The 21,013-nt window shown below is 73.2% G+C and carries 13 protein-coding genes; 7 read left to right on the top strand and 6 right to left on the bottom strand.

From position 1 onward, the window contains the following. Positions 1-103: 103 nt before the first annotated feature. Both FS793_RS13075 and FS793_RS13070 read right to left on the bottom strand, forming a co-directional pair. Positions 104-2,329, bottom strand: coding sequence for an ATP-dependent Clp protease ATP-binding subunit (locus FS793_RS13075; protein WP_144721013.1), 2,226 nt, complete (start codon positions 2,327-2,329; stop codon positions 104-106). A 196-nt stretch (positions 2,330-2,525) separates the two neighbouring features. Continuing rightward, positions 2,526-3,542: a TerC family protein gene (locus tag FS793_RS13070; protein WP_144721011.1), complete on the bottom strand. Its 1,017-nt coding sequence runs from the start codon at positions 3,540-3,542 to the stop codon at positions 2,526-2,528. Between the two features lie 284 nt (positions 3,543-3,826). Here FS793_RS13070 and FS793_RS13065 point away from each other — a divergent pair, with 284 nt between their 5' ends. From FS793_RS13065 to FS793_RS13050, 4 genes are all read left to right on the top strand, one after another. Then, positions 3,827-4,444, top strand: coding sequence for a hypothetical protein (locus FS793_RS13065; RefSeq protein ID WP_144721009.1), 618 nt, complete (start codon positions 3,827-3,829; stop codon positions 4,442-4,444). Positions 4,445-4,526: 82 nt separating this feature from the next. Continuing rightward, positions 4,527-5,201 carry an SDR family NAD(P)-dependent oxidoreductase gene (locus tag FS793_RS13060; RefSeq protein WP_144721007.1) on the top strand — a complete coding sequence of 225 codons (675 nt, stop codon included), beginning with the start codon at positions 4,527-4,529 and terminating at the stop codon, positions 5,199-5,201. A 111-nt stretch (positions 5,202-5,312) separates the two neighbouring features. Next, the gene (locus tag FS793_RS13055) at positions 5,313-6,074 is read left to right on the top strand and encodes an alpha/beta fold hydrolase (RefSeq protein ID WP_144721005.1); all 762 of its coding nucleotides are present in this window, start codon (positions 5,313-5,315) and stop codon (positions 6,072-6,074) included. A 48-nt stretch (positions 6,075-6,122) separates the two neighbouring features. After that, a complete protein-coding gene (locus FS793_RS13050) occupies positions 6,123-6,668 on the top strand; it encodes a hypothetical protein (RefSeq protein WP_144721003.1) in 546 nt (181 codons plus the stop codon). A gap of 46 nt (positions 6,669-6,714) precedes the next feature. On the opposite strand, the gene FS793_RS13045 is transcribed toward FS793_RS13050, so the two are convergent. Then, positions 6,715-8,331, bottom strand: coding sequence for an amidohydrolase (locus FS793_RS13045; RefSeq protein ID WP_144721001.1), 1,617 nt, complete (start codon positions 8,329-8,331; stop codon positions 6,715-6,717). Continuing rightward, positions 8,328-9,773 (bottom strand): purine-cytosine permease family protein, encoded by a 1,446-nt coding sequence (locus tag FS793_RS13040; protein WP_144720999.1) that lies wholly within the window; start codon positions 9,771-9,773, stop codon positions 8,328-8,330. The genes FS793_RS13045 and FS793_RS13040 overlap by 4 nt, the downstream gene beginning before the upstream one ends. A gap of 79 nt (positions 9,774-9,852) precedes the next feature. On the opposite strand from FS793_RS13040, the gene FS793_RS13035 reads away from it, so the two are divergent. Beyond that, on the top strand, positions 9,853-10,491 hold the full coding sequence (locus FS793_RS13035; RefSeq protein WP_144720997.1) for a TetR/AcrR family transcriptional regulator: 639 nt from the start codon (positions 9,853-9,855) through the stop codon (positions 10,489-10,491). A gap of 4 nt (positions 10,492-10,495) precedes the next feature. Here the strand turns inward: FS793_RS13035 and FS793_RS13030 are convergent, their stop codons facing one another. Continuing rightward, entirely contained in the window at positions 10,496-11,530 is a 1,035-nt protein-coding gene (locus tag FS793_RS13030) for a LacI family DNA-binding transcriptional regulator (protein WP_144720995.1), read from the bottom strand. A gap of 190 nt (positions 11,531-11,720) precedes the next feature. Then, positions 11,721-18,317 (bottom strand): GH92 family glycosyl hydrolase, encoded by a 6,597-nt coding sequence (locus tag FS793_RS13025; protein WP_186329514.1) that lies wholly within the window; start codon positions 18,315-18,317, stop codon positions 11,721-11,723. 286 nt (positions 18,318-18,603) lie between these two features. Between FS793_RS13025 and FS793_RS13020 the strand changes: the two genes are divergently transcribed. Together FS793_RS13020 and FS793_RS13015 are read left to right on the top strand one after the other, a co-directional pair. Continuing rightward, the gene (locus FS793_RS13020) at positions 18,604-20,379 is read left to right on the top strand and encodes a DUF7507 domain-containing protein (protein WP_144720991.1); all 1,776 of its coding nucleotides are present in this window, start codon (positions 18,604-18,606) and stop codon (positions 20,377-20,379) included. Positions 20,380-20,492: 113 nt separating this feature from the next. Further along, positions 20,493-20,960, top strand: a complete 468-nt coding sequence (locus tag FS793_RS13015) for a DoxX family protein (RefSeq protein WP_144720988.1) — start codon at positions 20,493-20,495, stop codon at positions 20,958-20,960. Positions 20,961-21,013 lie beyond the last annotated feature (53 nt).

Raw genomic sequence — 21,013 nt, 5'->3', positions numbered from 1 at the left:
CGCTCGGCGTCCCGCATCCGCCAGCGTTCGATTGGGCAGTAGTGGTTCGCTCCACGGCGTGTCGCGAGCCACAACTGCCCAATCGGCCGCCAGAAGTGACCAATCAGGCGTCGGTCACGTCCGTCGGGTCGGCATCGGGGTCGAACGACCACTGCGGCGCGGCCGCGGACGGCGGCGTCGCACCCTCGGGGCCGAGCCAGAGGCCATCGCCCCCGGCAGCGACGTCGACCTGCACCGTGTCGCCGTCGCGGATCTCGCCCCCGAGCAGCGCGCGAGCGAGGCGGTCGTCGATCTCGCGCTGCATGAGGCGGCGCAGCGGACGCGCGCCGTACAGCGGGTCGTAGCCGCGCTCGCCCAGCCAGCGGCGCGCCGCATCCGACACGTGCACGGTGAGCCGCCGCTCCTGCAGCCGGCGATCGAGGCCGCCCACCTGGATGTCGACGATGCGCCCGAGCTCCGCCACCGAGAGCGCGTCGAACACGACGATGTCGTCGAGCCGGTTCACGAACTCGGGCTTGAACGCCTGCCGCACCGCCGCCATCACCTGGTCGCGCGCCGCGCGCGCGTCGATCGTCGGGTCGGTGAGGAACTGCGAGCCGAGGTTGGAGGTGAGGATGAGGATGACGTTGCGGAAGTCGACCGTGCGGCCCTGACCATCCGTGAGCCTGCCGTCGTCGAGCACCTGCAGCAGCAGGTCGAAGACCTCGGGATGCGCCTTCTCGACCTCGTCGAGCAGCACGACCGAGTACGGGCGTCGCCGCACGGCCTCCGTCAGCTGGCCGCCCTGCTCGTAGCCGACGTACCCGGGAGGGGCGCCGACGAGGCGCGCGACCGAGTGCTTCTCGCCGTACTCCGACATGTCGATGCGCACGAGCGCGCGCTCGTCGTCGAACAGCAGCTCGGCGAGCGCCTTGGCGAGCTCGGTCTTGCCGACGCCGGTGGGGCCGAGGAACAGGAAGGATCCGGTGGGCTTGTTCGGGTCGGAGACCCCGGCGCGCGATCGGCGCACCGCATCCGCCACGGCGCCGACGGCCTCGCGCTGCCCGACGACGCGGGAGGCGAGCTCGTCCTCGAGCCGCAGCAGCCGCTCGGTCTCGCCCTGCATGAGCCGGCCGACGGGGATGCCCGTCCAGGCGGCGACGACGCCGGCGATGTCGTCGGCCGTCACCTGGTCGTTCACCATGCGGCCGACGCCGCTCTCGCCCGCCTCGGCCTCCTTGAGCTCGGCCTCGACCTTGGGGATGTCGCCGTAGAGCACGCGCGAGGCGCGCTCGAGGTCGCCCTCGCGCTGCGCGCGCTCGGCGCGGATGCGCAGCTCGTCGAGCTGCTCGCGCAGGCCGCCGATGCGGTTGAGGGAGGTGCGCTCGGCCTGCCAGCGTCGGTCGAGGTCGCCGAGCCTCGTCTGCTGCTCCTGCAGCGTCTGCTCGAGCGTGGCGAGGCGAGCCTTGGAGGCGTCGTCGCGCTCGCGGCGCAGCGCGAGGCGCTCGAGCTGCAGGCGGTCGACGGATCGGCGCAGCTCGTCGATCTCGACGGGTGCGGAGTCGATCTCCATGCGCAGGCGCGACGCGGCCTCGTCGATGAGGTCGATGGCCTTGTCGGGCAGCTGGCGGGCCGGGATGTACCGGTTCGACAGGGATGCGGCGGCGACGAGCGCGGAGTCGGCGATCGTGACCTTGTGGTGCGCCTCGTAGCGCTCCTTGAGGCCGCGCAGGATGGCGACGGTGTCCTCGACCGAGGGCTCGCCGACGTAGACCTGCTGGAAGCGCCGCTCCATCGCGGCGTCCTTCTCGATGAACTCGCGGTACTCGTCGAGCGTCGTCGCACCGATGAGGCGCAGCTCGCCGCGCGCGAGCATGGGCTTGAGCATGTTCGACGCACCCTGGCTGCCCTCGGCGGCGCCCGCGCCCATGATCATGTGCAACTCGTCGATGAACGTGATGATGCGGCCGTCGGCCTTCTGGATCTCGGCGAGCACGTTCTTCATGCGCTCCTCGAAGTCGCCGCGGAACTTCGATCCCGCGACCATCGCGTTGACGTCGAGCGTCACGATGGCCTTGCCCTTCAGCGACTCGGGCACGTCGCCGGCGACGATGCGCTGCGCGAGGCCCTCGACGACGGCCGTCTTGCCGACGCCGGGCTCGCCGATGAGCACGGGGTTGTTCTTCGTGCGCCGCGACAGCACCTGGCTGATGCGGCGGATCTCGGCGTCGCGCCCGATGACGGGGTCGAGCCGACCCGCTCGTGCGATGGCGGTGAGGTCGGTGCCGAACTGCTCCAGCGCCGAGCGCTGGTCCTGCTGGCCGGGCTGCATCCCGCCCATGCGTGCCATGTGGTCTCCTTGCGATCCGTGGCTCCGAGCGCCGATCGACGCTCGGGGAAAACTTGAGTCTGATTGGCTCAAGTCTACTCCCGGCGCACGACGAGCGCTAGAGGGCTAGGGGCGCCGGGCGCGGGCGGCGGCGGCACCGATGCCGCGCACGACGACCGACGCGTGGGCGCCCGACGGCGCCCACGCGGGCCTCGGCTCAGACCTCGGCGTCCGACGGAGACTCGACCGACGCGCGGTCGGCCCGCTCGGCTGCTCGCGTGCCGCGGGTGGCGATGAGGCTCGCGACCGTCGCCACCGCGATCGTCGCGCCGATGAAGGTCAGCGAGAACCAGATCGGGATGTCGAACGCCCACGGCACGGGCTCGCCGCCGTTGATGAACGGCACCTCGTTGACGTGCAGCGCGTGCAGCACGAGCTTGACCGCGATGAAGCCGAGGATCGCGGCGAGGCCCTGACCGAGGAACACGAGCCGCTCGAGCAGGCCGCCGATGAGGAAGAACAGCTGCCGCAGCCCCATGAGCGCGAAGGCGTTGGCCGTGAAGACGATGTACGCCTCGTCGGTCAAGCCGTAGATCGCGGGGATCGAGTCGAGCGCGAAGAGCAGGTCGATGAAGCCGATCGCGACGATCGTGAGGAGCATCGGCGTCACGAACCGCTTGCCGTCGCGGCGCACCGTCAGTCGGTCCTCGTGGAACTCGTCGGTGACGGGGAGCACGCGCCGCACGAACCGCATGAAGGCGTTGTTCGACGGGTCGCCGTGGTCGCCCTTCAGCTGCTGGATCGCGAGGACGAGCAGGAGCGCGCCGAAGACGTAGAACACCCAGGAGAAGTTCTCGATGAGCGCCGCGCCGACCGCGATGAAGGCTCCGCGCATGATCAGTGCGATGACGATGCCGATCATCAGCACCTTCTGCTGGTAGATCCTCGGCACCGCGAAGCCGGCCATGATGACGATGAAGAGGAAGAGGTTGTCGAGCGACAGCGCCTTCTCGGTCAGATACCCGGCGAAGTACTCGCCGCCGAACGTCCAGCCGTTCGTCACCCCGATGCCGACGCCGAACAGCAGCGCCAGGCCGATGTAGAACGCCGACCATCGCGCGGACTCGCCGATCGTCGGCTCGTGCGGCTTGCGCACATGGGCGAAGAACTCGTAGACGAAGAACGCGATCGTGACGGCGATCGTGACGATCCAGACGAGGGCAGAGACCTGCATGGGACGACTCCAGGGGATTGGTGACGGACACCAAGGTCTCCTCCGCCCCGAGCGACGCGCGTGTCGTCTCGAGACCGACGAGCCCGGAGCGCAGAAGCGTTCGGAATGACGGGTTCGCCGCAGACGGGAGTACTCCCCTTGCTGCTCCCAGGCTAGCCGACGGGCCCCGCAGCAGCGGCCGACCGAGCACGTTCATGGGGAATCCTTGGACTCGGTCCGCGCCGGCGCCCACGATCCGGCGCATCGTCGCCACCGTGCACGCGTGGACGGTGCGAGCATGGGGCATGACCTCCAGGCCCGTGCTCCGCATCGTCGCGGCCCTCGTCGGCCCCATCGCGCTGACCGTCGCGGGCGCCACGCATCCCGCGCACCTCACCGCCGAGTCGGCCTCGTGGTGGCACGACCTGCACGTCGTCATGCTGCCGCTGTTCCCGCTGCTGGGGCTCAGCGTCTGGGCGCTGCTGCATCGCGTGCGCGGCGGGCTCGACGGCGCGCTCGCGATCGCCGCCCGCCTGCTCGCCTTCGTGTACGCGATGTTCTACACGGGGCTCGACGTGCTCGCCGGCATCGGTGCCGGCGCGCTCATCGAGCACCACGCGATGGGCGGCGAGATCGGCGACGCCACCTCGGTCATGTTCTTCGAGGGCAACGTGCTCGCCGACGTCGGCACGTGGTCGCTGCTCGCGGCGTTCGCGCTCGTGGGCGTCGTCTTCGTGCGTCGGACCGGCTGGCCGTCGCTCGTCGGCACCGCCGTGCTGCTGGGCGCCTCCGTGTCGTTCACGACCTCGCACGTCTTCTGGCCGCGCGGCGTGCTCACGATGGCGGCGTTCGGCGCGGGGGTGGCGCTGCTGCTGCTCGCCGAGCGCCGCGCGCGACGGCGCTCCGAGGCATCCGCCGCGTAGCCGGGCAGCACGCCGATCGGTGGGCCTGCGCCGGACGCGCAACCCCCCGCGTGCGGGGCTCGGCTCGGGGAGGATCGAGAGCATGCCTACGATCGCCATCATCGGCGCCGGTCCCGGACTCGGCGCAGCCACCGCACGTCGCTTCGCACGCGAGGGGTTCGCCGTCGCGCTGATCTCGCGCGACCAGGCGAAGCTCGACGACCTCGCCACGACGCTCCAGGGCGACGGCGTCGACGCGCGCGGCTACGCCGCCGACGTGCTCGACCCCGCCGCGCTCGAGGACGTGCTCGCCCGCGCCGCCGACGATCTCGGTGCCATCACGACGCTGCAGTACAGCCCCCTGCCCTCTCGCGACTACCTGCACTCCGTGCTCGACCTCACGCCCGCGCTCGCGAGCGAGGCGCTGCGCTTCTCGGCGATCGGCCTCATCCACGCCGCCCGCGCCGTGCTGCCCGCGATGCGCGAGGCCGGCGAGGGCAGCATCATCCTCATCAACGGCGGCACGTCCGTGCAGGCGCGGCACGGCTTCGCCGGCACGTCCGTCGCCTTCCCCGCCGAGAGCGCGTACGGCGAGATGCTGCACGACGCGCTCGCCGACGAGGGCATCCGCGTGGCGCAGCTCGTGATCCCCGGCGCGATCCCGAAGCTGCAGCTCGAGCACGGCATCGACTCGGTCGCCGACCGCATCTGGCAGCTGCACGCGCAGCCCGGCGAGTTCCGCACGATGCTCATCCCGCTCGAGGACGGCCGCGAGTAGCCGCCGACGCGCTGGGAATGTGCACGTGAGCGGGGCGGCGCACCTGGATGCAGGGCTGCCACCCCGCTCACGTGCACATCTCCTCCCCCGCTCGCCCGGCAGGATGGACGCGTGAGCGACCTCCACGTGACCCGGCTCGGCGACCACGGCTCGCCCGTGACGTTCTGCCACGGCCTCTTCGGCCAGGGCCGCAACTGGACGCAGATCGGCAAGGCGCTCGCCACCGACCACCGCGTCGCGCTCGTCGACATGCCGAACCACGGCCGCTCGGGGTGGACAGACCGCATCGACCTCGTCGCGATGGCCGACGCGATCGCCGCGACGCTCGACGAGCCGACGGCGCTCGTCGGCCACTCGATGGGCGGCAAGGTCGCCATGCTCGCGGCGCTGCGGCATCCGTCGCTCGTCTCGCGGCTGTGCGTCGTCGACGTCGCACCCGTCGCCTACCGCGAGTCCGACGAGTTCGGCCGCTTCATCGACGCGATGCTCGCCGTCGACCTCGACGCGCTCGGCGGCCGGGCGGATGCCGACGCCGCGCTCGCCGAGGCCGTGCCCGACCCGGGCGTGCGCGCCTTCCTGCTGCAGAGCCTGCGCCGCGAGGGCGACGCGTGGACGTGGATGTCGAACCTCGAGGTGCTGCGCCGCGACCTCGGCGCCATCCGCGGCTGGCCCGACGTCGAGGGCGTGTACGACGGACCGGTGCTGTGGATCGCCGGCGGCGCGTCGCGCTACGTGCGCGACGAGCACCGCGACGCGATGGAGGCGCTGTTCCCGCGCGTGCGACGCGCGACCGTGAAGGGCGCGGGCCACTGGGTGCACTCGCAGGAGCCTGCGATCGTCACCGAGCTGCTCACGCGGTTCCTCGCCGACTGAGCCGCGCGCCCAGGAGGCGGTCGGCGAGCGTGGCTAGGCTCACGGCCCGTGGACGATCCCCTGTACGTCATCGGCGGCATCGCCGTCGTCCTGCTCCTGATCGCCGTCCCCTTCGTGCGCCGATGGACGCGGCGCACGGGCGCCGAGCTCGGCGAGCGCGCCGGTCGCCGCTTCGCCGAGGACAACCTGGCGAAGGGCGAGGTCGCCAAGCAGCGGATGGTCGAGGGTCTCGGCGCGACGGTCGTGATCGGGGCGCCGCCCGCTCGCGCGCACGAGCTCGTCGCCGAGGCGACGCGCAAGGGCAGCGACTACCGCAGCACGCCCGACGGCCTCTTCGAGATCCTCTTCGGCGTCGAGCCCGCTGCCACGGTCGTGCTCAGCGACACCCCCGACGGCACGCTCGTGCACCTCCAGGACTTCCGCGAGCAGCACGGCCAGGTGCTCTTCGCCCCGTTCTGGGACACGCTGCGCACGCGCATCGAGAAGGCCGCGACGTCCGCGGGCGTCTCGACGCGCCCCGGCCCACGGCTGTCCTTCGCGCGCACGCCCGTGCCCGGCGAGGCGCTGAACGGCACGTGGGCGCTCCTGCGCTGACCCACCGACGCCGCCGCCACGCCGGCGAGGCGGCGGCGCGAGCGCCTCAGCGCGTGCGCGCGAAGACCGTGCGCCCCGCCACGATGGTGCGCTCGATCTGCGCATCGAGCAGCGCGCGCTCGCCGTCGACGAACGGGTCCCGGTCGACGATCACGAGGTCGGCCGCGAACCCGGCCGCGAGCCGTCCTCGCCATGCGCCGTCGCCCACCGAGGCGGCCGCGTCGCGCGTCGCGTGCCCGATGGCGCGCAGGAGCGGGATCGCGAGCGCGGGCTGCTTCGCCGCGACCGACGGGTCGAGGGCCGAGGCGCGCGTCGAGGCCACGTACATGCTCGCGAGCGCCTCATGCGGCGCCGTGGGGGTGTCGGTCGAGAACGCCAGCAGCGCGCCCGCATCCTCGTACTCCGCCCACGCGAAGCCGCGGTCGACGCGCTCGTCGCCGAGCATCGCCGCCCAGTTGTCGAAGATCGCCGGATCGGCGTGCACGGGCTGCATGGATGCGGTGACGCCGAGCCGCGCCATGCGTGCGGCGGTGCCGGCTGCCGCGTACTCGAGGTGCTCGATGCGGTGGCGGCGCGGCAGGTCGCCGTTCTCGGCGATCGCCGCCTCGATGGCGTCGAGCGCGACGTCGCTCGCGCGGTCGCCGATCGCATGGAGCGCGATCTGCAGGCCCGCCGCATCCGCCGCGACCACGACGGGGCGCAGCTGCTCGACGGGCCAGATGAGCTCGCCGAGCGTGCCGTCGGAGTACGGCAGGTGCAGGGCCGCGGTGCAGGCGTCGATGACGCCGTCGAGGATGAGCTTGATGCCCACGACGCGCAGCCAGGGCGAGTCGGATGCGGCGGCGAGCTCGGCGGCGCGGCGCACCTGGGCGAGGTGGTCGTCGGCGTCGCCGGTGCAGGCGACGAGCCAGTGGGCGGCGACGCGCAGCGGCAGGGCGCCGCCGCGACGGTCCATCGCGCGCTGCAGCGCCGCGAGCCCGAGCTCGTCGAAGCCCATGTCGACCGTGCCGGTGATGCCGGCGGCGGCGAACGCGTCGAGCACGCGCTCGATCGCGGCGTCGCGCTCGGCGTCGCCGACGACGCGGTCGCGCAGCGCGCGCACGTGCACGATCGCGGCCGTCTCGAGCAGGAGGCCCGTCGCCTCGCCGTCGGCGTCGCGCACGATCTCGCCGCCGATGGGGTCGGGGGTGTCGCGGTCGATGCCGAGCTCGCGCAGCGCGGCGGCGTTGACCCACGTCGAGTGGTAGTCGTTGGCGTCGAGGTACACGGGCACGTCGGCGACCGCCGCGTCGAGCATCGCCGCCGTCGGGCGCCCGCCGGGCACGGCGTCGAAGAGCCAGCCGCGACCCCACAGGCGCGTCGCGTCGGGCGCCGCCGCACGGGCGGCGCGCAGGCGATCCTGGATGTCGTCGAGCGTGCGCGCATCCGTGAGCCCGACCTGGCCGAGCGCCTCCCCCGTCATGAGCAGGTGCGCGTGCGCATCCGTGAAGCCTGGCAGCACGAGCCGGCCGCCGAGGTCGACCGTCTCGTCGGCGGCGGGCGCATCGGCCTCCGCGCCGACGAACGCGAGCGTCTCGCCGTCGACGACGAGGGCGTCGGCCCACGCGCGCTCGGGGTCGACGTCGGCGGTGAGGATGCGGGCGTTGCGGTAGAGCGTGGTCACGGGCGGCCTTCCTTCGCGAGCGGGGTGCGCAGCAGGAGCGCGTAGAGGGCGCCGGCGACGAGCATGCCGGCGGGCACCGAGAGGTCGACGACGCCGATGGCGAGCGCGACGGGCCCGACCCAGACGTCGGTCGCGAGGCATGCGGCCGTCGCGACGCCGCCGCCGACGAGCGACACGATGCCGGGCACGCTCCACCCGCGGTGGTACCAGTAGCGACCGCCGGGGCCGTCGTCGAAGAGCTCGACGCCGTCGTAGCGCGCACGGCGCAGCAGCACGTCGACCGCGAACACCGCCATGGCGGGCGCGGACACGACGACGAGGAACTGGAGCATGAGGTTGACGGCATCGAGCAGACTCGAGGTGAGCACGAGCGCGATCGTGAGCGCGGTGCCGACGACGCCGACGACGATCGCGGCCGGGATGCGCTGCAGCCGCAGGCCGATCGCCTGCAGCGCCATGCTCGACGTGTACGTCGTCATGGCATTGAGCGCGATCGTGTTCACGACGACCCCGAGCACGAGCACGGGGGCGAGCCAGGCCGGCAGCAGGTCGAAGATCGCCGCGTCGATGCCGCCCGCCAGGGCTGCGCGCTCGAGGGCGGTGCCGAGCAGCACGCCGACGATCGTGAAGACGGCGCTCGGCACGGCGCCGCCCACGGCGGTGGCGAGCGCGATGTGCGACGGCCTCGTCGAGCGCGGCAGGTAGCGGGCGATGTCGGGGCTGTTGATGAACGACAGCGGGGTCGAGGCGAGGATCGTGAAGCCGATCGACGCGGCCGACAGCAGCGCGAGCCCCTCGAGCGGCTGCGGGTTCGCGTAGGTCCAGTCGACCGAGGGCAGGATGCTGACGCCGACGGCGAGGAAGATGACGAGCAGCACGGCGGCGAGCACGGGGTAGACGCGCAGGATGAGGCCGTGGCCGAAGATCGCGACGACGACCGTGATGGTCGAGACGACGACCGTGACGCCGATGGGCGTCCAGACGGGGTCGTCGATGCCGACGCGACGCAGCAGGTCGGCGCCCATGAACGACGACGCGAGCCAGCTGAGCGACAGGAACACGGCGCCGATGAGCCAGCCGACGATCGTCACGAACAGGCGGTTGCCCGCGATGCCGTACATGGCTCGGGTGATGACGGAGCCGGAGGTGCCTGCGGCGGGGCCGCTCGTCGCGACGATCCCGGGCAGGATCCACAGCAGCGACGCGAGCAGCACGAGGCCGATGGCCTGCCACAGCTCGAGGCCGAGCAGCACGAGCGTGACGCCGACGGTGAGGTTGAGGATGCTCACGCCGGGCGCGGCCCACACGAGCACGAGGTCGCGAGCGCGGCCGTGACGCTCGGCGTCGGAGACGAGGTCGATGCCGCGGGTCTCGGGATGCGTGGCGGCGTCGACGGGCACGCCGTCGTCGTGCGCACCGGGTGCGTCGAGCTGGGTCGTCATGGGGCTCCTCCTGGACCGAACGCCGTTGTTGGTCACATGGCCAATGGCTGTTGGCCACAGAGTCAATAGCATGGAGGGCATGGCGTCAAGCACGACTGCGCGACGAACGCGCAAGCAGCCCGACGAGCGGCGCGCCGAGATCCTCGAGGCGGCGGCCGACATCGCCCTCGAGCGCGGCCTCGAGCGCATCACGCTGCGCGCGCTCGCCGAGCGCCTCGGGGTGCGCCCCGGCCTCATCACGCACTACTTCCCCGCCGTCGAGGACGTGGTCGTGCAGGGCTTCGAGCGCGCCGCCGTCGTGGAGCGCGAACGCTTCTTCCCCCGCGACCTCCACGGCATCCACGGCGTCCGCCACTTCGTCGCGCACGTCGAGAGCGGCCTCTCCGAGCCGCTCGCCCGCCTCTGGCTCAACGCCAGGCATCTGTCGCGCTTCACGCCCGCGCTCGAGGCGGCGCTGCGCGAGCAGGATCGCCTCGACCGCGAGCGCCTGCTCGAGCTGCTCGCCGAGGGCATGGCCGCCGGCGACATCCCCGCATCCGACGCCCACGTCGCCGCCGCGCGGATCTGGATCGCCGTCGACGGCTCGGGCTCGTACGTCAACGTGACCGAGCTGCCCTCCCCCGCGACCCACAAGGCGTTCGTCGCCGACGTCGCCGAGTGGTCGCTCGGCCTGCCGACCGGGTCGCTGCCGCGACCGCCCGGCGCGACCGGGGCGTGACGCGTCAGGCCGGCGGCCGCTCCCCCGAGCCGCGGGCGACGAGCGTCGTGGGCAGCGCGCGCGTCGTCGACGCATGCGGCCCGTCGCCGCGGCGCAGCAGCGCCGCGACGGCCTCGCGACCGAGGGCAGCGGTGTCGGCGCCGACGGTCGTGATGCCGAGGGCGTCGGCGAGCTCGAAGTGGTCGAAGCCGACGAGCGCGGGCGGATGCGCCACGTCGCGGAAGGCCGCGATCGCACCGATCGTGACCCGGTTGTTCGCGGTGAAGACGGCCGTGGGCGGCTCGGCGAGCGCCAGCAGGTCGCGCACGGCCGCCTCCGCCGCGACCGCGGAGTGCGAGCCGCGGGCGACGAGCGCGGGATCGAGCGGCAGACCGGCCGCCGCGAGGGCACCCGCGTAGGCGGCGTACCGCTCGCGCTGCGGCGAGAGGCGCTCGAGATCGCCCACGAACGCGATGCGCCGATGCCCGCGCGCGACGAACGCGGCGATGGCGTCCGTCGTGCCCGCGACGTTGTCGATGACGACCGCATCAGCCTCGATGCCCGACGGCGCGCGATCGACGAGCACGAGCGGCACGCCGCGGTCGCCCACCGAGCGCAGCTCGCCGTGCTCGTCGAGCGTCGAGACCAGCAGGATGCCGGTCGCGCGCCGGTGCACGAGGTCCTCGACGATCGCGCGCTCCGTCGCGGCATCCTCGTCGGACGACGCCATCGTGAGCTGCAGGCCGTGCTCGCGCAGTGCGTGCTCGACGCCGGTCGCCAGGCCCATGTAGAAGGGGTTCGCGAGGTCGCCGACCACGAGGCCCACCGTGCGCACCGCCGTGCCGCGTCGCAGCTGGCTCGCGGCGGAGTTGAGCGTGAAGCCCAGCGTCGCCGCCGCCGCGCGCACGCGGCCACGCGTCGAGTCGGCGACGTTCGGCTCGCCGCCCAGCGCCCGCGACGCCGTCTTGATGCTGACACCCGCGGCCGCGGCGACGTCGGCGAGCGTCAGCGGTCGCTGCGCGGCGGCGGACGCGGTGCCGCGCTCGACGTCGTCGGTCATCGCGGCACCTCCCTGGCTCGTCCGCTCGCTCGGGTCGCCGCGTCGCATCCCTGTCGCCCCTAGCGTGGCACGGCCCGCGCCGCACGCGCACAGCGGACGCGCAGGGCGCCGTGCGCATCCGCCTCGTCGACGATGCTGCGCCCCGGGGACGGCTCGGGCGCGTGCAGCACCCGAGCCATCCCGCGTGCCGCTACGAGCAGCTCGTGCTCCACGCCGTCGGCAGCAGCGACGCCGAGCCGCCGACGTTGCGCACGACGTCGGGGGCCGCAGCCGTGACGAGCGCCGCGACGGGTGCCGTGGTGCACGTGCCGAGCGCCAGCAGCAGCGGGTCGCCCGTCGCACCCACGACGGCGCTCGCCGAGAGGGCATCCGGGAAGCCGGCGCCCGTCGCGATCACGAGGCCCTCCGAGTCCTCGAGGTCGACGAGGCGCTCGACGAGCAGCGCGTTCGTCTCGTAGCGGTCGGCGCCGCCGACGCGCTCGGCGCCGCCGGTCTCCATCCGTGCAGCGACGACGATCGCGTACGCGAGGCTCTCGCGCCCGCCGACGATCCACGCCTGCTCGGCGCCGAGGTCGTGCAGCGCCTCCGCGGTCGCATCGGGCAGCGATGCCCGCTGCGACAGCAGCACGGGTGCGTCGCCGATGGCCGCGGCGACGCCGCTGGCCGACAGCGCATCCGGGAACACCTCGCCGCTGGCCACGAACGCGGTCTCGGCCGTGCCGAAGACCTCGGTCGCGATGCGCGCCGCCGTCTCGTACCGGTCGCTGCCCGCGATGCGCGTGACCTCGGCGTCGGGGTAGCGCTGCGCGAGCTGCGCCTCGACCTCGGCCGTGATGGTCGCCGTGCCGCCGACGATCGTGATGCTCGGCGGCTGCAGCCGATCGAGCTCCGCGAGCGTGACGTCGAGCACGACGTCGCCGAGCGTGAGCAGCAGGCTCGCGCCCTCGTGCGCCGCCGCCGGCCCCGCGGCGAGCGCGTCGGGGAAGGCCGAGCCCGCCGTGAGGAACACGGGCGATACCGGCTCGAACAGGTCGCGCGAGGCGAGCACGCTCGTCTCGTAGCGGCTCGCGCCGGCGTACGTGATGACGTCGACGCTCACGTCGGGCACGACCGACACCAGCACGGAGCCGGAGACGCTGCCGTCGACGCCGTCGCCGCCGCTGAACGCGGCGACGAACGTGCGATCGCCGAGCGCATCCGCCGGCAGCGTGAGGGTGGCCGTGCCCGCGTCGACCGGCGCGGTGCCGACCACGACGGCGCCCTCGGTGAACGTCACCGAGCCCGACGTCGCGGCCGTCGAGCCGACGGCGACCGTGGCGGTCAGCACGATCTCGTCGCCGAGCTCGACGCTCGACGCCGCGGCCTGCAGCGTCGTCGTCGACGGCACCGAGGGCGTGACGACCGTGATGGATGCGGTCGCAGGCGTCGCGGACTCCTCGCCCGTCGCGGTGACCACGTAGTCGCCGTCGGCGACGTCGCCCACCGGCACGTCGACGCGGAACGCGCCGCCGACCGCCTCCACGGCGATGGGGTCGCCCCCGCCCGAGAACGTCACCGTCACGTCCTCGCCGGGCACGAAGCCCGTGCCGTCGACGGGGACGGTCGAGCCGGGTGCCACGGCGCCGGCAGGCACCGTGATCGTCGGCGTCGGGTCCACCGCGGGGCCGACGACGATCGGGATCGTGGTCATGGCGCTCGCCGACCCGTCGTCGACCGTGACGCTGATCGCGTACGAGCCCTCGGCGAGGTACGCGTGCGCACCGCGCACGATGCCGTCGACGATCTCGGCCTGCAGGCTCGCCTCGACCGAGGTCGGCGCGTCGACGTCGGCACCGGCCAGGTCGATGCGCGCGATGTCCGACGGCGTGCCGTCGCCCCAGCTCACGACCGCGGTGACCTGCTCGGCCGTCGGGCTCACGCCGTCGAAGGTCGCGAGGTCGAGGTCGAGGTCGGCCTCGACGGTCGTCTCGAGCGTCGGCGACGTCGGCGCGACCTGCAGCGTCGACTCCGGCAGCGTGCCGTCGAACGCGACGGCGGCGACGTGCACCTGCCCGCCCGCGAGCGTTCCCTCCGAGGGCGGGAACGTGATCGACACGAGCGGCAGCACCGCACCGTCGGCGCTCGTCGCGAGCGCGACGGGCGCGGTCGCGAACAGCGACGACGGCTTCGTGTCGATGGAGCCGGGGCCCGTGAGCCTGCCGGGCACCGTCGCCACGATCGCGTTGCCTGCCGACGGTGACGTCGTGCCGCCGACCCAGTCGCCGAACGTGACCGGCACGTCCTGCGTCGAGCCGTCGGCGTACGTGAGGGTGAGCGTCGTCGACTGCTCGCCCTCGTTCGCCGTGCCGACGAACGACACGTGCGTCGCATCCGCCCCGACGCGCACCGGCAGCACCTGGCCGTCGGGCACGATCGTGTCGTTCGCGGCACCGGGCAGCGCCGGCAGGACGTACGTGAAGGTGCTCGTGCCCGACCCGACCGGGAGGTCGACGGTCTCGGGCTCGCCGAACGCGAGCCCGGCAGCCTGCAGCTGCGCGAGGTCGAGGGCGGCGCCCTGACCGTCGCAGTTGCCACCCGCGGACGCGTCGGCGAAGCAGTCCACGTTCGCGAGCGCCGCGATCGCCTCGGCCGTCGTCGACGGACGCGCGACCGTCACCTGCGTGCGCGCGGTGGCGACGAGGTCGCCGGCCGTGACCGTGACGTACGCCGTGAAGACGCCCGCGAGGTCGAACGCGTGCGGTGCCACGACCTCGTAGCCGCCGCCGACGGGCAGCTCCCGCAGCTCGGCCTCCACGGGGCCCTCGCCGTCGAGGAAGTCGACCGTCGCGGTCGGCTCGCTGCCCTCCGGCGTGCCGAGCACCGTGGCGACGGGCGCGTCGAGCTCGGCGCCGACCCAGGCCGTGAGGCCCTCGGCGGGCGTGACGGCGAACGGGCCGGGGTCGACCTCGCCGAGCAGCTCGAGCTCGGCGAGCGTCGTCGGCCCGTCGCTCGACGCGAGCACCTCGAGGCGGTACTGCGCGTAGGCGCCCGGCTCCTGCACGACGAACGGCATCGTCTGGGTCGCCCACGGGAAGGTCACGTCGGAGCGCTCGTCGACGGTCGTCCACGACGTCCCGTCGTTCGACCCCGACAGGGTCCAGGCCGTCGGCGACGAACCCGTCGCGCCGTTCGTGATCGTGTAGGTCGTCGTCGTCGACGAGCCACCGCGCAGCTGCACCTGCAGCGTGGGCGTCTCGGTGTCGAACGTGACCTCCGACGTCGAGTTGTCGTCGACGAGCCCGCCGAGCGCGGGGCCCTCGAACCCGGCGCCGATCGTGCTGAGGTACGGGTTCGTCGCGTCGACGAGCGGCTCGTAGACCTCCTCGTCGGTGCTCGACGAGCCCCATGCCGACGGCTCCGACTGCATCTGGAACGCGAGCTCGCTCGACTCCTGCAGCGCCGCCTGGTCGAGGATGGGCGCGTCGAGCGCCTCGCCGTCGAGGCTCACGCCACCGACGTAGATCGTCGCGTCGTCGTTGCCGGGCGCCGTGATCGTGAGATCGCCGCCGAACGCGTCGTCGCGGTGCACGACGGCGTGGTCGAACAGCGGCGAGCCGATGACGTACTCGCCCGAGCCGAGCGCGAGCGGGTAGAAGCCGAGCGCCGAGAAGACGTACCACGACGACGTCTCGCCGTTGTCCTCGTCGCCCGCGTAGCCCTGGCCGATCTCGCTGCCGACGTAGAGACGCGACAGCACCTCGCGCACGACCTCCTGCGTCGTCGTCGGGTCGCCGTTCGCTGCCGAGATGTACGGGGTGTGGTGCGAGACCTGGTTCGAGAAGCCGAACTGCCCCATCCGCACGTCACGAGCCTCGAAAGCCTCGTGGATGCCGCTCGACAGGGCGGTCTCGGGCGTCGAGTAGAACTCCTCGAGCTTGGCGTCGAGGCCGTCGCTGCCGCCGTAGAGCGCCGCGAGCGCCGGCACGTCGAACGGCGCGTGGAAGGCGAACGTCCACCCCGGAGCCTCGGTGTACGAGTGGTTCTGCCAGTCGGTCGGGTCGTACTCCTCGGGCGACAGCTGCCACGTGCCGTCGGGCTCGCGCGCCTGGAAGAAGCCGACGTTCGGGTCGAACATGTTCACGAAGTCGCTCGCACGGGAGTCGAAGTAGACGGCGTGCTCGGCGTAGACGGCCTGGCGTGCGGGGTCGACGTCGGGGTCGACGGCGAGCATCGCGGCCATGTCGGCCATCGCGGCGTCGTTGATGTTGCCCTCGAGCCCCCACGACACGCTCTGGCCCGTCGTGGATGCCGTGTAGCCGAGGAACTGCGACGTCGTGATGCCCTTGCGGCCCACGGCGTTGGGGTTCACGAGCGTCGTGTCGCTCGCCGACGACACCGTCGCGTTGCGCAGCGCCGCCTCGTACGCCTGCTCGGCGAGGCTCGTCGAGATCGCGCCCGACGTGTAGGCCTCGGCGAACGACGCATCCGACGACGTGCCGGTCATGAGGTCGGCGTAGCCGGGCGACGACCAGCGGGCGATCCATCCGCCGTCGCGCGACTGCTGCACGAAGCCGTCGACGAGTCGCTCGGTCACCTCGGGGTAGAGGAACGAGTAGAGCGGCCAGACGGTGCGATACGTGTCCCAGAAGCCGTTGTTGACGTAGATCTGGCCGTCCATGATGACGGCGTTCGTCTCGGTCGCCGTCGCGGCGCCCTCCGTCGCGCGCACGGGCGAGGCGTACTGCCACACGGGGGCGTCGGCGGTGCCGGTGTTCTCGGACTGCGAGTTCGGGTAGAGGTTCAGGCGGTAGAGGCCCGAGTAGAACGAGACGAGCTCGGCCTCGGTCGCGTTCGACGCCGACAGGTCGACGACCTCGAGCCGCTCGAGCCACAGGGCACGGGCGGCGTCGCGCACGTCGCCGTAGGAGGCCCCGGCGACCTCGAGGTCGTGGTTGTGCTGCGCCTGGTCGAGCGAGATGAACGACGTCGCGAAGCGCAGCTCGAGCGGCTCCTCGCCGGTCTCGAAGCGGGCCCAGGCCGCCGTGGTGCGCTGCGCGCCCATGCCGGTTGCGACGGGCGAGTCGGTGAAGACGCCGTACACGAACATGCGCGACGAGCCCGCCGAGAGGCCGCTGCCGCCCTCGACCCAGCCGCTCACGACGCCGCCGGACGAGATCTGCAGGCCCGACTGGCCCTGCACCTGGTCGACCATGACGGTGCCGACGTCGGCTCCGTCGGGGAAGTCGAAGCGCATGATGCCGCCGTGGTCGGTCGGGCTCATCGACGCCGAGAGGCCGTTCGCGAAGTCGACGGCGTACTCCTCGGGCGTCGCGACCTCGTCGTCGTGGCTGAACTCGAGCCTGCGAGACGCGGGCGTGCCCGAGGGCTGGCCCGTGTCGAGGCTCGGCATGATGGCGAGCTGCGCGCGGTCGCCCATCCACGGGCTCGGCTCGTGGCTGATGCCGAGGGCCTCGAGCGCGGGCAGGTTGTTGGCCGTGTTCCGCGACTGCCAGTCGTACAGCCACGTCTGCGACGTCGCGTTCGTCATCGGCACGAGGAAGTTGAAGCCGTTGGGCACCGCGGTGGCCGGGATGTTGTTGCCGCGCGAGAAGCCGCCGGACGAGTTCGTGCCACGGCGAGTGTCGACGTGGTCGAGCACCGTCTCGGCCTCGATGGGCGCCGCAGGCGCGATCGACAGGTCGTCGACCCAGCCCGAGAAGCGCGTGGCGGCCGAGCCGCCGGGGTTGTCGTACTCGAGCAGCACCTGCGTGATGGTGCCGCCGGCGAGGCTGCCGAGCGGCACGCGGATCTGGTTCCACTGATCGGCGTACAGCGAGTGCGCCTCACCCTGGCCGATGGCGGATGCGGGGAACCCGTACTGGTCGACGAGCTGCGCATCCGACATCCGCACCGTCTCGCCCGCCGCGGTCTCGATGACGAGGTCGAGCGCGACGTACGTCGACGGGTACTGCAGGTCGAGGGCGTAGAGCGTGGGCAGCACGGCGTACGACAGCTCGGTGTCGGCGGCGATCGTCACGTCGAGGTCGTCGACGAGCACGTTCGTCGACGACGCGGGGCCGTCGGCGAGATGCTGGCCGCGGTACTGCACGGCGGCGAGGCCGTCGAAGCCGCGACCGGAGGCGATGTTGTAGCCCGTGGTGGGGCCGCTGCCGACCGTGGTGCGCATGGGCGACGCGACCGCGCCGGTGTCCTCGCCGCGCAGGTCGAGGTCGGCGAGCTGCAGGAGCGACGCACCGTCGTTGGCGCTGATCTGCAGGCGGAAGTGCGGGTAGGTCGCGGGGGCAGCGAGCGCATACTCGACCTGCGTGAAGGGTGCGGCGCCACGCAGCTGCTGCACCTGCGCGTCGACGTCGACCCAGGTCGTGCCGTCGTCGGAGCCTTGCAGGGTCCAGTCGCGCGGGTTGCGGTCGGCGGCGTCGTTGGCGGTCGTGAGCGCGTACGTCGCGACCGTCACGGGGGCGGCGAAGTCCATCTGCACCCAGCCCGTGCGGGTGCGGGTGAGCCACTTCGTGCCGGCATCGCCGTCGAAGAGGCGCGCGGCGGTCTCGCCAGGGGGGTTCTCGCCCGATGCGGTGACGGCGGAGATCTGCGCCGTCAGGCTCGACGAGGGCAGCGTGCCGCCCTGCACGTTGACCGGCGGCTCGTACGCGGCTGCGGGCGGCACGGGGTGCGCGGCGACGTCGGCGGTCTCGAACGAGGTCGCGAAGGGCGGGTCCGCGGCAAGGGCGGGGGCGGCGTCGAGGCCGACGAGCGGCACGGCGATCAGGGCTGCGAGCGCGGCTGCCACGGGGGCGAGGATCCGACGGGATCGGGTGGACAGCGGCGTGCGACGGTGCAGCATGCGAACTCCTGGTGCCGTGACTGACATCGTTGTCAATCGTGGGAAGGCTATGCGGATCGCGCGGCGCACGTCAAGCATCCGGATGCTCGACCCCGCGCGTCGGCGCGACGCCGGGGCCCCGTCTCGTCGACGCAGGCCCCTCGTCAGCAGCGCGTTCCCGGGGTACAGTCGGGCAACCGCGTCGCTCGGTCATCACGAGACGCGCGGCATCCGCTCGGCATGAGGAGCAGGCATGCGCATCCGCACCGCATCCGCCACCGCGATCGTCGCCGCCCTCGGGCTCGCGCTCGTGGCGCCCGCCGCCGCGCAGGCCGCGCCCGAGGCGATCGCCCCGCGGTTCGCGTCGAGCGCTGCCGCGCCAGCCGGGTCCTGGGCGGGGCTCGAGCCCGTCACGAGCGATGGCACGGCGCGCGTCGATCGGCCGATCACCGGCTCCACGAGCCTCGAGCTGCGCGTGCACGAGCCCGCGGGCTCGACCGGACGAGTGCTCGACCCCGGCCTCGAGGGCACGGTCTCGCTCGACGTGGCGCAGCTGGCTCCCGGGGGCCCGGGCACGACGGGCGCGGTGCTCACGGCGTGGCCGAGCGCGCCGGGCACGGTGGAGCCCACGGGGTGGCCGGGCGCGAACGACGTCCTCACCAGCGCGTTCTCGATCGACCAGCGCACGCAGCTGTGGGCGTTCGCCTACACGTTCGACTTCTCGGGCCTCGCCGGTGGCGTCCTGCCGGCGGGTTCCCGGATCGCCGCCGCCGACATCGACGTGTGCGGCACGGGCGCCGGCGCCGGCATCGACGAGCGCTTCGCGGCGACGTCGGACGCGAGCCGGCCCTGGCTCGACTACCAGTACCGGGTCCTGCGCGGCTCGGATGCCAGCTCGCCGCCGACCGTGACGTTCGACGCCGAGACCGGCGCGTACGGCGTCGCTCCGTCGTGCAGCGACCGGGAGATGATCGAGACCTTCGTCACGACGCAACCCGTGTCGACCCTGACCATCGAGCTCGCGAATCGCCAGGGCGCCGGCATCACGCGCTTCGGGCTGCTGCTGCCGACCGCGGCGCCCGCTGCCGCCATCGCGATCGTGAAGACCACGAACGGCGAGGACGTCGCGGCAGCACCCGGGCCGAGCCTCGCGATCGGCGACGACGTCGACTACGGCTTCGCGGTCACGAACCCGGGCGCCACCGACCTCGCGGCCGTCACCGTCACCGACGACCGGCTCGACGCGACCGCGATCGACTGCGGCGACGGCACGAACGTCATCCCGTCCCTCGCTGCCGGCGAGACGACGACGTGCGCGGCGACCGGCATCGTCGTCGAGGGCCAGCATCAGAACACCGCGTCGGTCACGGGCACGCCCGTCGACTCGCGCGGCGCGGCGATCGTCGGCGCGGTCGCGCCGACCGCGCAGGACTCGTCGTGGCACGTCGGCGTCGTCGACCCCTCGGCATCGATCGCCACGAGCGCCTCGGCGAGCGAGGCGCAGCCGGGCGCATCGGTGACCTACACGACGACCGTCGAGGACACGGGCGTCACGACGCTCGACGGCGCGGTCGTCGAGGCCGCGGTGCCCGAGGGGCTCGAGGTGACGGATGCGGGCGGCGGCGTGATCACGGACGACGTGGTGCGCTGGGAGATCGGCGAGCTCGCGTCCGGCGAGACGGCGACCGTGACGCTCACGGGCATCGTGCGCGAGACGCAGCCGGGTGCCGTGCTCGAGCTGCGCGCCACCGGCTCGGCGTCGGTCGGCGAGACGACGGTGCCGCTGCTGCCCGTCGAGGCGTGCGTCGACGACGAGGCGGCGTCGTGCGCGGTCGTGACGGTGGCGGCGGTCACGTCGCCGCCGCCCACCACGAGCGCGCCGCCGTCGACGGCGCCGCCGAGCGTCGGCCCCGGCGCGAGCGGCGCGCTGCCCGCCACCGGATCCGACCTCGCGCCCGTCGCCTGGATGCTGGCGATGGCGACGCTGCTCGTCGGGCTGGGCGTCGTGCTGCGGCGTCGCGCGCGCTGACGCCGCGCTCGTCACACGCCTGCAACGTCGAGCCCGCGCGAACGTTCACGTCGCCGTAACGCCGCGGTTCGGGGTACGTGCCAGCCTGGGCATCCCGACGGACGGAGCACACCATGCGATCCACCGACCACCGCTCGCCCCTGGCCACCGACGCCGCCCTCACGGTGCTGCGCGTCGTGCTCGGCGGCGTCATGATGGCCCACGGCCTCCAGAAGCTGCTCGGCGGCGGCATCCGCGGCACCGCCTCCGGATTCCGCGACATGGGCATCCCGCTCGCCGACCTGGCCGCGCCGGCGGTCATCGCGGTCGAGGTGCTCGGCGGTGCGGCGATGATCGCGGGGCTGCTCGTGCCGCTCGTCGCGATCGCGTTCGTCGCGGTGCTGGGCGTCGCGGCGGTGCTCGTGCACGGGCCCGCCGGATTCTTCGCGCAGGCGGGCGGCTTCGAGTACCCGGCGGTCCTCGCGGTCGCCTCCGCCGCGATCGGCGTCGCGGGCAGCGGGCGCTTCGGTCTCGACGCCGTGCTCGCCGCACGCCTCGCACGTCGCCCGGCGGGCGTCGGGGCACCCGCGGCCGCGCACTGAGCGGATCCCGCGCCGAACCCGCACGTGAGCGGGGTCTCGGTTGCGATGGACGC

Source organism: Agrococcus jejuensis, assembly GCF_007679035.1.
Classification (GTDB): domain Bacteria; phylum Actinomycetota; class Actinomycetes; order Actinomycetales; family Microbacteriaceae; genus Agrococcus; species Agrococcus jejuensis_A.
The sequence above is the reverse complement of the archived record's forward strand: the minus strand, read 5'-3'. Positions and strand labels throughout refer to the sequence as shown.

Excerpts from the sequence above, each read along its gene's own strand:
- FS793_RS13075 (WP_144721013.1), bottom strand. The coding sequence starts at position 2,329 with ATGGCACGCATGGGCGGGATGCAGCCCGGCCAGCAGGACCAGCGCTCG.
- FS793_RS13070 (WP_144721011.1), bottom strand. The coding sequence starts at position 3,542 with ATGCAGGTCTCTGCCCTCGTCTGGATCGTCACGATCGCCGTCACGATC.
- FS793_RS13065 (WP_144721009.1), top strand. The coding sequence starts at position 3,827 with ATGACCTCCAGGCCCGTGCTCCGCATCGTCGCGGCCCTCGTCGGCCCC.
- FS793_RS13060 (WP_144721007.1), top strand. The coding sequence starts at position 4,527 with ATGCCTACGATCGCCATCATCGGCGCCGGTCCCGGACTCGGCGCAGCC.
- FS793_RS13040 (WP_144720999.1), bottom strand. The coding sequence starts at position 9,773 with ATGACGACCCAGCTCGACGCACCCGGTGCGCACGACGACGGCGTGCCC.
- FS793_RS13035 (WP_144720997.1), top strand. The coding sequence starts at position 9,853 with ATGGCGTCAAGCACGACTGCGCGACGAACGCGCAAGCAGCCCGACGAG.
- FS793_RS13030 (WP_144720995.1), bottom strand. The coding sequence starts at position 11,530 with ATGACCGACGACGTCGAGCGCGGCACCGCGTCCGCCGCCGCGCAGCGA.
- FS793_RS13020 (WP_144720991.1), top strand. The coding sequence starts at position 18,604 with ATGCGCATCCGCACCGCATCCGCCACCGCGATCGTCGCCGCCCTCGGG.
- FS793_RS13015 (WP_144720988.1), top strand. The coding sequence starts at position 20,493 with ATGCGATCCACCGACCACCGCTCGCCCCTGGCCACCGACGCCGCCCTC.